8 protein-coding genes are annotated in these 13,649 nt (G+C 61.8%); 1 reads left to right on the forward strand and 7 read right to left on the reverse strand.

Features of this window, described 5'->3' with window-relative positions; genetic code table 11:
• Positions 1-30 precede the first annotated feature (30 nt).
• The 5 genes from PMI24_RS07630 to PMI24_RS07650 form a co-directional block, all read right to left on the reverse strand.
• A complete protein-coding gene (locus PMI24_RS07630) occupies positions 31-633 on the reverse strand; it encodes a DUF924 family protein (protein WP_007952490.1) in 603 nt (200 codons plus the stop codon).
• A 3-nt stretch (positions 634-636) separates the two neighbouring features.
• Positions 637-1,647: a class 1 fructose-bisphosphatase gene (locus PMI24_RS07635; protein ID WP_007952492.1), complete on the reverse strand. Its 1,011-nt coding sequence runs from the start codon at positions 1,645-1,647 to the stop codon at positions 637-639.
• A gap of 195 nt (positions 1,648-1,842) precedes the next feature.
• Entirely contained in the window at positions 1,843-3,207 is a 1,365-nt protein-coding gene (locus tag PMI24_RS07640; RefSeq protein ID WP_007952494.1) for a DUF3999 domain-containing protein, read from the reverse strand.
• On the reverse strand, positions 3,204-6,794 hold the full coding sequence (locus tag PMI24_RS07645) for a DUF2339 domain-containing protein (protein ID WP_007952496.1): 3,591 nt from the start codon (positions 6,792-6,794) through the stop codon (positions 3,204-3,206). The genes PMI24_RS07640 and PMI24_RS07645 overlap by 4 nt, the downstream gene beginning before the upstream one ends.
• Before the next feature lie 102 nt (positions 6,795-6,896).
• A complete protein-coding gene (locus tag PMI24_RS07650; protein ID WP_007952498.1) occupies positions 6,897-9,347 on the reverse strand; it encodes a glycogen/starch/alpha-glucan phosphorylase in 2,451 nt (816 codons plus the stop codon).
• A 258-nt stretch (positions 9,348-9,605) separates the two neighbouring features.
• Here PMI24_RS07650 and PMI24_RS07655 point away from each other — a divergent pair, with 258 nt between their 5' ends.
• Entirely contained in the window at positions 9,606-10,043 is a 438-nt protein-coding gene (locus tag PMI24_RS07655; protein ID WP_007952500.1) for a YkgJ family cysteine cluster protein, read from the forward strand.
• Positions 10,044-10,156: 113 nt separating this feature from the next.
• Here PMI24_RS07655 and typA read toward each other — a convergent pair whose 3' ends face one another.
• Positions 10,157-11,977 (reverse strand): translational GTPase TypA, encoded by a 1,821-nt coding sequence (typA, locus tag PMI24_RS07660; RefSeq protein WP_007952502.1) that lies wholly within the window; start codon positions 11,975-11,977, stop codon positions 10,157-10,159.
• Between the two features lie 139 nt (positions 11,978-12,116).
• Positions 12,117-13,571, reverse strand: a complete 1,455-nt coding sequence (gene thiI / locus PMI24_RS07665; protein WP_007952504.1) for a tRNA uracil 4-sulfurtransferase ThiI — start codon at positions 13,569-13,571, stop codon at positions 12,117-12,119.
• Between the last annotated feature and the right edge of the window lie 78 nt (positions 13,572-13,649).

Below are 13,649 nucleotides of genomic sequence, written 5' to 3' on the forward strand. Positions count from 1 at the left end.
TGCGAAGAGGTCAGTCGTCTTGATACTGATTCAGAAACTCGACCCTGGTTGCGAAAGAAACACCAACTCCTCCGCCGTAGACTCCCGCCCCAACACCGCATTGCGATGCGGAAACCGTCCAAACCGCGCAATCACCTTCTGATGCCGCTCGGCATAATCCAGGTTGTCGGCAAACACCCCACGCTCCGCCTCCGGCTGTTCAGCCACCAGTTCGATGAATCGCGAGACGGCTTCATTCTGCACCGCGAGGTTTTCGCAGTGTTCGAAGACGAGGTAGATGAAGAGTCGCTGGATCGGTTTCAACTGCCGATCGAAGTCTGCAGCAATCCCCTGAGCAACCAGTTTCTGGGCCCGTAGATCACCGGAAAAAGCCTTGGGCGTATCGCGAAAGATCATTCGCGGAAGTTGATCGAGCAGCAACACCACCGCCAGCCAACCTTCGGGACGTTGCGTCCACTCGGTCAATTCGCCAGCGAGGGCCTGATCGACAAAGACCCCGAAACGCTCACGCGCTTCGAGGTCCTGGCTGTCTTTCTTGCCGAACCACAACCCGCCCTGTTGCGCCGTCACTTCAGTAGCCGATTCGGAGTGACCGAACCACCAATCGAGCAACGGCTGCCAGGGCGCGTTCATGGTTTATTCCTTGTGGTAAGCCGTGGCGCGGGCGACTTCTTCTTTCGAGCCGAGGAACACCGCTACGCGCTGGTGCAGGCCTTCAGGCTTGATGTCGAGGATGCGCTGGTGACCATCGGTGGAAGCGCCGCCCGCCTGTTCCACCAGGAACGACATCGGGTTGGCTTCGTACATCAGGCGCAGTTTGCCCGGTTTGGACGGCTCGCGGCTGTCGCGCGGGTACATGAACAGACCGCCACGGGTCAGGATGCGGTGCACGTCGGCAACCATCGCCGCGACCCAGCGCATGTTGTAGTTCTTTTTCAGCGGACCTTCTTCACCGGCCAGCAATTCCGAAACGTAGCGCTGTACCGGAGCTTCCCAGTGACGCTGGTTGGACATGTTGATGGCGAATTCCTGGGTGGACTCAGGAATGGTGATGTCTTCGTGGGTCAGGACGAAGCTGCCCATTTCGCGGTCCAGGGTGAAGCCTTTGACGCCGTGGCCCAGGGTCAGCACCAGCATGGTTTGCGGGCCGTAGATGGCGTAACCGGCGGCAACCTGCTGAGTGCCTGGCTGCAGGAAGGCCTTTTCATCCAGCGCTTCGTTCTGGCTCAGGTATTCGTTCGGGCAACGCAGCACGGAGAAGATGGTGCCGACCGGGGCGTTGATGTCGATGTTCGACGAACCGTCCAGCGGGTCGAATACCAGCAGGTAGGCGCCTTTCGGGTATTTGCCCGGGATCTGGTAGGCGTTGTCCATTTCTTCGGACGCCATGCCGGCCAGGTGACCGCCCCACTCGTTGGCTTCGAGCAGGATTTCGTTCGACAGCACGTCGAGCTTCTTCTGCACTTCGCCTTGCACGTTTTCCGTGCCCATGCTGCCCAGAACACCGCCCAGGGCGCCTTTGGACACGGCGTGGCTGATTTCTTTACAGGCGCGCGCCACCACTTCGATCAGGAAACGCAGATCGGCAGGAGTGTTGTTGCTGCGGGTCTGCTCAATCAAATAGCGACTCAGGGTAACGCGGGACATGGACGGCTCCGGTGGAATGGGGGGCTAAAAACCCGCGCAGTTTACAGGGAGTCTGAAACCGTAGCGAGCAATGACGCCCGGTAACGTGCGTCGGGTGCAATTCCTGCTATCAGACGTGATCGAACCGAGAGAGTTCAGGCACCGGATTCAGCGTAGTTGGAAACCCGACGGGTGTAGAGGCCACACCCGTCATATTCAGGACTTGGCCGGCGGCTTGCGCAGCAGACTGAAAGCCATTGCCGCCAGAAACAGCACGCTGAGCAGCAACACCGCCCACAGGCCGAACTTCTTCCAGTTGGTGTCCGCCGTGGCCGAGGTGGTGGCCGTCGAAGTCTGGGTCGCCAGCGCTTCGCCCTGCACCGTGGCCTTGTCCAGCGTGGCCAGTTTCTCCGGTTTGAAATCGGGGATCAGCGTGGTCAGCGGCAGGTTCGCCGTCTTCACGGTCGGATTGCCCAGCGCCAGGCTGTACGGTCCTTCGCCGCGCGCGAGGAAGATCACCTGAGTGGCGCGCACCGCGTATTTCACACTCGGCGCCTGTTCGCCGAGACCGCCGCCGCGTTCGTCGACCGTCAGTTTCAACTGCTGCACGGTCTGGCCGTAGAGCTGCAATTCGTTCTGCACCACGTCCTGGCCATTCTGGGTCAGGCGATAGAGCAAGCCGCTACTGAGCTGTTGCCACGGCAGACTGCTTTCGCGACGTCCCGACAGTGTCACCGGCGCCAGGCTGTTGGCCTGTTTCAGTTCGACCTGCACCCGCTCGATGTTCAGCCCCATCGGCAACTGCCAGGTGTATTCCCCGGGCTTGCCGCTGCTGCCGGCCAGCGCCGGCGACCAGACCAATGGCAGCGGCAGGTTGCGCGGGTCGCTGCTTTTCAGTTGCGCCGACGTCAGCACCGGCGCCGAGGCCGGCGAATCCCAGAGCAGACGCAGATACCGCGCCGATTGCCCCGGCAGCGCCACTTCATGTTGCTCGACCCGCTCGTCGGCAAAGGTCAGGCGCGCGACCTGGCCTTCACCCCAGGCCTGCCAGTGCTGCAAGTCGTCGCTGGCCTCGATGCTGAAACGCTGGAAGCCGTCGCGCTCGCTGGTCCAGTCGAGGATCAGTTGCTGCAACGGCGCCTTGATCGCACTCGTGTCGAGCAGCCAGCCGCGCAGCACTTCTTCACCGGCTTCGAGCTGACTGGACGGCTGCACTTCCACCAGCGTGCCGGTGGTGGTGGATTGCACGCGAACGCTCGGCGCGCGTTCGGTGGCATCCGCCGAGTTGTACAGCGGGAACCACTTCACCTCATGCAACTGGCCGTCGTCGCGGGTCTGCGCCGATTCCCGGGCCAGCGCATAGGCCTGTGGTTCTCCGGCGGCGTTGAACACCCGCAGGTCGCTGAGATCGGTTTGGCGAGCCTGCAACTGCACGCTCAGCGGCAGTTCGAGGCGATACCACGGGCCGGAACCGCTGACCGACAACGGCACCTGCGCGGCGAAGTCCGCCGGTTTTTCCTGGGCGCCGGCCGTCATGGCCACGCCCAGCAACAGCCACCCGAGATTAAGCTTGCGACTCAAGACGACACTCCTTCGGTTTCCGGGGCCGGTTTGTCCGCCGCCGGTACAGCTTCGACGCGTTTGGGCGGCAGCGGCGCAAAGTAGCCCACCACCAGCAGCAACACGCCGACGCCGATGAACGAGACAATCCGGGCCAGTCCGCCACGGTTGCTCAATTCGACAAAAATCAGTTTGGCCACCACCAGCGCAATCAGCGCCGCGCCGATCAGCCACACTTCGCGGCGATGACGCAGGTGCCCGCCAATCATCAGTCCGAGCGCCATCAGCGTCCAGACGATGGACAGACCGGCCTGCACCAGCATCGATTCGAGCAGCAGATCCAGCTCGAACGGAATCCCCGCCCAATGGTGCGCGGCGCGAGTCACCAGCGCGGTGCAGAACGCGAACAGCGAAACACCGGCGATCAGTTGCGTCGCGTATGCCGCGTAATCCTGGCGGATCGACAGCTCGGCCACGGCGCTGCGCGACCAGACGTAGACACCGAACAGCGCAAACAGCAGACCCAATTCCAGCGGGTTGAGCAGCGGTACATAAGGCAGTGGCTCGGCGTTGCCATCGCTGACGCCATTGGCCAGCCAGAACCAGACCAGCATCAGCACTGCCAGCGGCGCCGCCGCGTACAGGCGATATTCGCGAGGGAACGCCGCCACCGGCCACGGCCACTGACGCGGCGCAGCCATCAGCAACAGATACACGCTCGGCAGAATCGCCCAGCCCAGCCAGCGCCAGGCGTTGTACTGCTCGGACAACAGCAGCAGGCCGTAGCGCAACTCCAGCGCCAGCACGCCGATCAGCAGCCAGCAACCGAGCACATGCGCCGTGCTCAAAGACCGCGCCGGCAACATCGGCGCCAGACGCCGCAGGCTGATGAAATGCACGACGAACACCGCCGCCCAGGCCAGCCAGCCGAAATCCGCCGCCGGGTGATAACGCGAGTGCCACGCCCCGAGCAACACCAGTCCGGCCGCCGGAATCAGCACGGTGCAGAGCAACCCGAGCGACGGCCATTTCAGACGCAAGGCCAACAGCGTCCACAACGCGACGCTCAGCGCGGCGACCAGCAGCAACAGCGTTGCCTGCAGATTCAGCGGCGCAAAACGCAGCGCTTCGCTGACCCACGCCAACGCCCACCAACCGGCGCCCCACACCAGCAACACTTCGGACAATCGCTGCAAACTCAGCACATCGAACGCCGAAGCGTGATTGCCCAGTTGCAGCCGCCACGCCCCGATCATCGCCGCCAGGCCCAGCACCAGCGGCGTCCAGAATCCGCCATGGGCCAGCGGACGCAGACCTTCGCTGGACAACGGCCCGAACAGCTCGGGGCCGGCCAGCAAAAACGCTGCGCCGCCGATCAGTTGCAACAGCAGACCGAAAACAAAACTCACGCGCTGTTTGAGGTACAGACTGAGCCAGATGATCAGCAAGCCACTGGCCGCCCATACCGCGCTCGCGGTCTGCCATGGCAGGACGAACAACACCGCCAGATTGATCAGCACCAGACCTGCCAGCAGCACCACCGACAAACCGCGCAGCAGACGCACATCGCTGCGCACCATCTCGTCACGTGCCGCCAGCAACATGCCGGCGATCAACGCCAGACCGATCAGCGATGCGCTGAGCAGACCGCTCCAGCCAGCGCTGAACACGGCCGCCGAATCCTCGCCCGCCCCTTGCAGGCGCAACAGGAACAACGCTCCGCCGAGCAGTTGCACGGCAAACGCGGTGAACAGGAACGTGCGCGATTGCAGGCGCAAGCCGACGAACAAGGTCACCAGACCGGCCAGCGCCCAACTGATCGCCGTGCCGTGGGTGAAGAAAAACAGCGGCGCCAGCAGATACAGGAAGGTCAGCCCCAAACACGCCAGCACCGGCAAGCCCTGACGCTCCCACGGTGAAGTTTGCTCCGGCGACGCCTTGCGCAATTGATAGAAGTTGAACAACAACGCCGCGCCGAGCATCAATGCGCCCAACGGCGCACCGTCGAGCAGGCTGCTTTCGCCGACACGTAACTGGCTGAGAAACGCCAGCGCCGAGCCCAGTTGCAGCAGCAACGCGAAGGCCCGGGCCAACGGCCGTTGCTGACGCAAGCCCAGCCAGAAAATCCCTGCGCCCTCCACCGCCCAGGCGGCGGAGGTCCAGCGCGCATCCAGCCCCAGCGGAATCGCCAGGCTGGCGAAAATCACCCCGAGTGCCAGGCAAGTCTCGCCCAGCAACAATGCGCGGCCACCCATCAGCACTTTGGCGAGGGCCATGTAGATCATGCCCAGCGCCAGTGCGCTGAACGCCGCTGCAAATTCCAGATGCTGGACCAGCGCGAATTGCAGACCGAAACCCACCAGCGGCGGACCGAACAGCATCGTCCCGTCGACGTAGTCGCCCTTGCGCGCCGACCAGTGCAGCAACGCCTCGCGGTCGTCGTCCGCCGGGGCGTCCGGCATGTCCAGCAACTTGCGCCGGGCGAACAGCAGGCCGATGGCCAGGTACATCAGGAAGAACAGAATCAGGAACGGCTCGGTGCTCCACAGCAACTCCGGCGTGTACCAGCGCAGGCCCCAGGCGAAACCGATGCCGAAGGTGCCCACGAAGCCGATCAGGTTAAGCAGGCGCCAGGCCTTGAACCAGGCGATGGCCAGAATGCCGGCGTTGAGCAGCGCGAAATAACTGAACAGCGCCACATGATTGCCGGCGCCGGTGGAGGTCAGGATCGGCGCGGCGAAACCGCCCAGCGCGGCGACGCAGGCCAAGGCCAGGGAATCCTGGGTGATGGCCAGAATGGCCGAAAACACCGTCACCGCCACCAGCAAGCCCAGCGCAGCAGACGGATCGAGCAGCGGGTGCAGGCGCATCGCCGCAAACACCGTCAGGTACAACACCGCGATCCCGGTGCCTTGCAGCATCAAGGCGTAGCTGTTGTTGCGATGGCGCAACCACCAGCCCAGCGCCAGTAATCCCAGCGCTGCCGCCGCAACCCCGGCGTAACGCAATTCGATCGGCACCACCATGCCTTCGGTGGCGTAGCGCAGCAGGAACGCCAGACCGAAGAACAACAGCACCACGCCGACCCGCAGCACGGTATTGCCACCGAACAGCCAGTTACGCGCAGCGCTGATGCCGCGCTCGATAAGGTTCGGGCCACGAGGTTCGGCGGGCGGTTGTGGTTCGCGGGTGACGGGCTCCGGGCGCCAGACATCGACCGGCAGCGGCTGGCTCGGTTCGCTGGCGGCGACGGCGACAGGTTCGAGTTCGGGTGGCAGTTCCCAGACCAGCTCGGGTTCTGCGGCAGCGGGTTGTTCAAATACCGTGACGGGCTCAACGACCGTTTCGCTGGCCGGCGCGACACTCGGCGGCGCTGGCGAATGCACCGGAGCGCCCTCCAGCAGAAACAGTCGCTGTTCGACGCCCTGCAACGCGATCTTCGCGTGATCCAGCTGACGCTGTTGCTCGGCAGCCTGCGAACCGAGCCGGGCAATGCGCATCGCCTGCCCGATGGCGAGCCCCAGCAACGCGCCCAACAGCGCATCGCTGAACGACTCGTCGAGCAGCCAGCCGAGCAGCAGCCCGATCAACATGAACATCCATTGCATGGTCGATATCCCTGAGCAGCCCCGTGGCGGGGCGGAACCAAGGCTCAGTATATCGGCCCGGCCCAACAATCGTGGGGCCGGGCGCACATTTGTCGCTAAAAGTTACTCCAGTGCCTTCCAGATATCCGTGGCGTACTCGCGGATCGTCCGGTCGGACGAGAACCAGCCCATACGCGAAGTGTTCAACACCGCCGAGCGCCACCAGTTGTTGGCGTCGTGCCAATGCGCATCGACACGCATCTGCGCATCCCAGTAGGAGTCGAAATCGGCGCAGACGAAGAACCGGTCGTAATCCACCAGCGAATCGATCAGCCCGGTGTAGCGCGACGTGTCATCCGGCGAGAACACCCCGCTGCGGATCGCCTGCAACACATCGTTCAGGCGATGGGAGGCGGCGATGTCCGGCAAGGCGCTGAACTCGTGGTTCTGCTTGCGCGCCTCGACCTGCTGGGCGCTGAGACCGAAGATGAACATGTGCTCGGCGCCGATGTTTTCGCACATCTCGACGTTGGCGCCATCGAGGGTGCCGATGGTCAGCGCACCGTTCAGGCCGAACTTCATGTTGCTGGTGCCCGAGGCCTCGAAACCGGCGGTGGAGATCTGCTCCGACAGGTCCGCCGCCGGAATGATGCTTTCCGCCAGGCTGACGTTGTAGTTAGGCAGGAACACCACTTTCAGCAGGCCGCGCACGGTCGGGTCGTTGTTCACCACCCGGGCGATGTCGTTGGTCAGTTTGATGATCAGCTTGGCCTGGTGATAACTCGCCGCTGCCTTGCCGGCGAAGATTTTCACCCGTGGCACCCAGTCGATTTCCGGCTCGGCACGGATCGCCTGATACAGCGCGACGGTGTGCATCAGGTTGAGCAACTGACGTTTGTATTCGTGGATCCGTTTGACCTGCACGTCGAACATCGCCGCCGGGTTGACCGCGATCCCCAGCCGTTCATGGATCAGGTAAGCCAAGGCCTTTTTGCTGTGCAACCGCTGCTCGGCGAAGGCTTTGCGGAAGGCGGGTTTTTCGGCGAACGGCTCAAGATCGAGCAGTCGCTGTTCGGGGTTATCCAGAACATCCGCACCGAGGGAATCGACCAGCATCGACGTCAGTTCCGGATTGGCCTGGTACAGCCAGCGGCGGAAGGTGATGCCGTTGGTCTTGTTGTTGATCCGCTCCGGATACAGCTTGTGCAGTTCGGCGAACACGGTTTTGCGCATCAGCTGCGTGTGCAGCCCGGACACGCCGTTGACGCTGTGAGAACCGAGGAACGCGAGGTTACCCATGCGCACCCGACGGCCGTTGTCTTCCTCGATCAGCGAGACTGCGCGCAGCACGTCGAAATCGTGGATGCCCTTGGCCCGCAGCGAATCGATGTGCTGGGCGTTGATCAAGTAAATGATCTGCATGTGCCGCGGCAGCATGCGTTCCATCAGCCCCACCGGCCAGGTTTCCAGCGCTTCGGGGAGCAGCGTGTGGTTGGTGTACGACAGCGTATCGACGGTGACTTGCCACGCCGCGTCCCAGGCCACATCGTAAACATCGACCAGTTGGCGCATCAGTTCGGCGACGGCGATCGAGGGGTGCGTGTCGTTGAGCTGGATCGCCGCGTGATCGCCGAGGGTCAGCACCGAGGTGTGCATGTTGCGATGACGGCGCAGCAAGTCCTGAAGCGACGCGGCGACGAAGAAATATTCCTGACGCAGGCGCAGTTCCTGCCCGGCTTCGGTGCTGTCCGCCGGGTAAAGCACGCGGGAGATACTTTCGGCTCGGGCCACTTCGGCGACGGCGCCCAGGTGGTCACCGGCGTTGAAGCGCTCCAGGTGCAGATCTTCCATGGCCCTCGCCCGCCACAGGCGCAAGGTGTTGACGCTCGCCCCGCGCCAGCCGACCACCGGGGTGTCGTAGGCAATCGCCCGAACGGTTTCCGCCGGGTGCCAGACCTGCCGGGACTTGCCGCTGGCGTCGGTGACGGTTTCGACGCTGCCGCCAAAGCCGATCGGATAGACCACCTCTGGCCGCTCGAACTCCCAGGGGTTGCCGAAATCCAGCCAGTGCTCGGTCTGCTCCTGTTGCCAGCCGTCGACGATGGCCTGGCGGAACAGGCCGTGCTCATAACGAATGCCGTAGCCGTGGCCGGCGATGCCGAGGGTCGACATGCTTTCCATGAAGCACGCCGCCAGACGTCCGAGACCACCGTTGCCCAGCGCCGCATCCGGCTCCAGGATGCGGATGCGCTCAAGATCGACGCCCAGTTCGGTCAGCGCTTCACGGGCGACGTCCAGCAGACCGAGGTTGCTCAGGCTGTCGTACAGCAGGCGGCCGATGAGGAATTCCAGCGAGAGGTAATACACCCGCTTCTGGCCTTTGCGGTAGATCTGCCGGGTGTGATCCATCCAGTGCTCGACCATGTGATCGCGCGCCGCCAGGGCGATGGCTTCGAACCAGTCATGGTCGAAGGCGTGATCCGGGTCTTTGCCCACCGCGTAGGTGAGTTTGGTCAGGACGGCGTCGCGGAATGCGGCCACCTCTGCTTCGCGAACTAGTGGTTCTTGAGTCATCGATAGGACCTCGAGCGAGCGGGGAATTGTCAGAGCCTAGACGGTCTGACCGACGGTAGGGGCTCTGGTTCGGCAGTTTTTCCTGAGAGTGAGACTTCGTCCGGCAATACCCTGGCGAATGCGGTAATGAATGCAGGGGCCGTGCCGAATTGTCGGACGATGCGGGTTCATGAAGAAAAAATCTGGCGAAAGGTTGTTCAAAAATCCACCAGTCCCGGTATGATCGCGCGCCCTGATGCACACGCCTGGTAAACACCGATGATGAAGCCCAACCTGATCGCCGCAGCCGAGATCGACCGTCTCGATACCTGGGCCAAATATTCGGCCCCGATGTGCGGCTCGTGCGTTTCCAGCTGCTGCACGCTGCCGGTCGAGGTCAAGATCAAGGATCTGGTGCGCATCGGTGTGGTCGACGAGTTCGAACTGGGCGACCCGCCGAAGAACATCGCCAAGCGTCTGCAAAAAGAAGGTCTGGTCGAGCGTTTCAACCAGAAGTCGGGGATCTTCACCCTGCAGCGCATGAGCAACAACGATTGCTACTACCTGGATCGTAAGAGCCGCCTGTGCACCATTTATGACAAGCGCCCGGACACCTGCCGCAACCACCCGAAGATCGGCCCGCGCCCGGGTTACTGCGCGTACAAGCCGAAGGAAGTGGAGCGGGTGCAGAATTCGCGGTCGATCGAACGATTCTGATCCCGCTTGATCGTTCCCACGCTCTGCGTGGGAACAATACTTCCAAAAGCCAGACAAACAAAAACGCCCCCGGTCTCTCGACCGGGGGCGTTTTTTTCAAGCCTGGCTAAATCTTATGCCTTGGCTTTCTTGGCAGCGCGGGTACGCTCGCTTTCGTCCAGGATCTTCTTGCGAAGACGGATGGACTTAGGAGTAACTTCGCACAGCTCGTCTTCCTGGATGTATTCCAGAGCCTGTTCCAGGGTGAAGCGAACAGGTGGGACCAGAGCGATGGTTTCGTCTTTACCCGAAGCACGCATGTTGTCGAGCTTCTTGCCTTTGGTCGGGTTCACACCCAGGTCGTTGTCGCGGGAGTTCTGACCAACGATCTGACCGTTGTAGATCTCCTGGCCGTGTTCCACGAACAGCTTGCCACGAGCCTGCAGGGTTTCCAGGGAGTAGGTCAGTGCCTTGCCGGTTTCAACCGAAACCAGAACGCCGTTCTGACGGCCGGACATGTGGCCCGACTTCACTGGAGCGTAACGGTCGAAGATCGAGGTCAGGATGCCAGCACCGTTGGTCAGGGTCAGGAACTGGTTACGGAAACCGATCAGACCGCGAGCAGGGATGTTGTATTCCAGACGAACACGGCCTTTGCCATCCGGCACCATGTTGCTCAGGTCGCCTTTACGCAGACCCATTTCTTCCATGACCTTGCCCTGGGATTCTTCAGGGATGTCGATGGTCACGTTTTCGAACGGTTCCTGCTTCACGCCGTCAACTTCACGGATGATCACTTCAGGACGGCCCAGGGCCAGCTCGAAGCCTTCGCGACGCATGGTTTCGATCAGTACCGAGAGGTGCAGCTCACCACGGCCGGATACCTTGAACTTGTCAGCCGAGTCGCCTTCTTCAACGCGCAGTGCAACGTTGTACAGCAGCTCTTTGTCCAGACGATCCTTGATGTTACGGGAGGTCACGAACTTGCCTTCTTTACCGCAGAATGGCGAGTCGTTTACCTGGAAGGTCATGGAAACGGTTGGCTCGTCAACGGTCAGAGGCTTCATCGCCTCGACGTTGTTGATGTCGCACAGGGTGTCGGAGATGAACAGCTCGTCGAAACCGCTGATGCAGACGATGTCGCCAGCTGCAGCTTCTTCAACGTCAACGCGGTGCAGACCGTGGTGACCCATCAGCTTCAGGATACGACCGTTGCGGCGCTTGCCGTCGGCGCTGATAGCGACAACCGGGGTGTTCGGCTTGACGCGACCACGAGCGATACGGCCAACACCGATAACACCCAGGAAGCTGTTGTAGTCCAGAGCGGAGATCTGCATCTGGAACGGACCGTCACGGTCAACAGCCGGAGGCGGAACGTGGTCGACTACCGCCTGGTACAGCGCGGTCATGTCTTCGCCCATGGCGGTGTGGTCCAGACCGGCGATGCCGTTCAGGGCCGAAGCGTAAACAACCTGGAAGTCCAGTTGTTCTTCGGTAGCGCCCAGGTTGTCGAACAGATCGAAGATCTGGTCCAGAACCCAGTCAGGACGCGCGCCCGGACGGTCAACCTTGTTGATGACCACGATTGGACGCAGGCCGGCTTCGAAAGCCTTCTTGGTCACGAAACGGGTTTGCGGCATAGGGCCGTCTTGAGCGTCGACCAGCAGCAGCACGGAGTCAACCATGGACATTACGCGCTCAACTTCGCCGCCGAAGTCGGCGTGGCCCGGGGTGTCCACGATGTTGATGTGGTAGCCGTTCCAGTTGATGGCGGTGTTTTTCGCCAGAATGGTAATGCCGCGCTCTTTTTCCTGGTCGTTGGAGTCCATCACGCGCTCGTCGTTGAGCTCGTTGCGCTCCAGGGTGCCGGATTGACGCAGGAGTTTGTCTACCAGGGTGGTCTTACCATGGTCAACGTGGGCAATGATGGCGATGTTGCGTAGATTTTCGATCACTTGTGTATCTCGATCAGAGGATTCGGTTTGCTGACAAGTCTTGGCAGCGATTGACAGTAGTGTCCGGCATGGCCGTTACAGCTTGACGGCGGTGTCGGGGGGCCGGTGACGCAGGCCACAGGCAAACAGCCCCGGGCACTTAGCTCGGTCGATAAACGCGCACATTGGCATGCCCCTCACTGAGCAAATGGTGGGCATGCAGGCGACTCATCACGCCTTTGTCGCAATACAGCAGGTACTGGCGAGTAGGGTCCAGTTCCTTGAAACGAGCGTTCACTGCGTAGAACGGCATCGTCTGTACCTCTATGCCGGCGAGTTCCAGCGGGTCATCCTCGGCGGCATCCGGGTGGCGGATGTCGATGACGATCTGACCGGCCAGCGCTTCGCTGACTTCTTCGATCTGCAAATCCTGGCCCAATTCGTCGATCACCCGATCGATCGGCACCAGTCTGGCGTTTGCGAGCGCACGCTCGAGCACCGCCATGTCGAATTCCTGCTCTTCGTGCTCGACCCGGCCACGCTTGGCGGCGGTCTTCGGGTTGACCGAGATGACGCCGCAGTATTCCGGCATGTGCCGGGCGAAATCACCGGTACCGATCTGGTCGGCCGTGTCGATGATGTCCTGCTTGTGGGCGACGATCAGCGGTCGCAGCACCAGCTTGTCGGTGACGCAATCGATGACCGACAGGTTCGGCAACGTCTGGCTCGATACCTGGGAAATCGCTTCGCCGGTAACCAGCGCATCGATGTGCAGGCGTTCGGCAATGCTCGACGCTGCGCGCAACATCATACGCTTCAATACGACGCCCATATGACTGTCGTCGACCTTGCCGAGAATTTCGCCCAATACTTCCTCGAACGGAACACTGACAAATAGCACGCGTTGCGAGCTGCCGTACTTCTTCCAGATGAAATGCGCGACTTCCATTACGCCCAATTCGTGGGCACGACCGCCCAGATTGAAGAAGCAGAAGTGCGTCATCAGGCCGCGACGAAGGATCTGATACGCGGCAACGGTCGAGTCAAAGCCGCCGGACATCAGTACCAGCGTCTGCTCCAGCGCACCGAGCGGGTAGCCGCCGATGCCATTGTGCTGGCTGTGGATCACGAACAACCGTTTGTCGCGAACTTCGATGCGGACTTCGATTTCCGGCTGTTTCAGGTCGATTCCGGCGGCACCGCACTCACGGCGCAGCTTGCTGCCGACGTATTTTTCGACGTCCATCGAGCTGAACGCATGCTTGCCCGCACGCTTGCAGCGCACCGAAAAAATCTTCCCGGCCAGCGCATCACCGTAGTGCTGCTTGCACTTCTCGGTGATGTCGTCGAAGTCACCCAGCGGGTACTCGTCGATCTGCAGAAAGTGCGCGATGCCCGGCATGCAGGTCAGGCGTTCGCCCATCTCTTTCAGGGCCTTGGGATCGGTGACGCGGGTTTCCAGCTCGAGATTGTCCCACACACCGCTCACCACCACGGCCGGGTCCAGGTCGCGGAGCACGGTGCGGATGTTCTTGGCCAGCTGGCGGATGAATTTCGTCCGGACAGGTCGGCTTTTGATGGTGATCTCGGGGAAGACTTTTACGATTAGTTTCATGAAAACAGCGCGCGCAGGGCCAGCCGAAAAAGGGGGGCGCGGATTATAGCGGAAATTGCTCAAGGTTTAACCAGTTAA

It is taken from the genome of Pseudomonas sp. GM25, assembly GCF_000282255.1.
GTDB classification, from domain to species: domain Bacteria; phylum Pseudomonadota; class Gammaproteobacteria; order Pseudomonadales; family Pseudomonadaceae; genus Aquipseudomonas; species Aquipseudomonas aphyarum.

Excerpts from the sequence above, each read along its gene's own strand:
- PMI24_RS07630 (WP_007952490.1), bottom strand. The coding sequence starts at position 633 with ATGAACGCGCCCTGGCAGCCGTTGCTCGATTGGTGGTTCGGTCACTCC.
- PMI24_RS07635 (WP_007952492.1), bottom strand. The coding sequence starts at position 1,647 with ATGTCCCGCGTTACCCTGAGTCGCTATTTGATTGAGCAGACCCGCAGC.
- PMI24_RS07645 (WP_007952496.1), bottom strand. The coding sequence starts at position 6,794 with ATGCAATGGATGTTCATGTTGATCGGGCTGCTGCTCGGCTGGCTGCTC.
- PMI24_RS07650 (WP_007952498.1), bottom strand. The coding sequence starts at position 9,347 with ATGACTCAAGAACCACTAGTTCGCGAAGCAGAGGTGGCCGCATTCCGC.
- PMI24_RS07655 (WP_007952500.1), top strand. The coding sequence starts at position 9,606 with ATGATGAAGCCCAACCTGATCGCCGCAGCCGAGATCGACCGTCTCGAT.
- thiI (WP_007952504.1), bottom strand. The coding sequence starts at position 13,571 with ATGAAACTAATCGTAAAAGTCTTCCCCGAGATCACCATCAAAAGCCGA.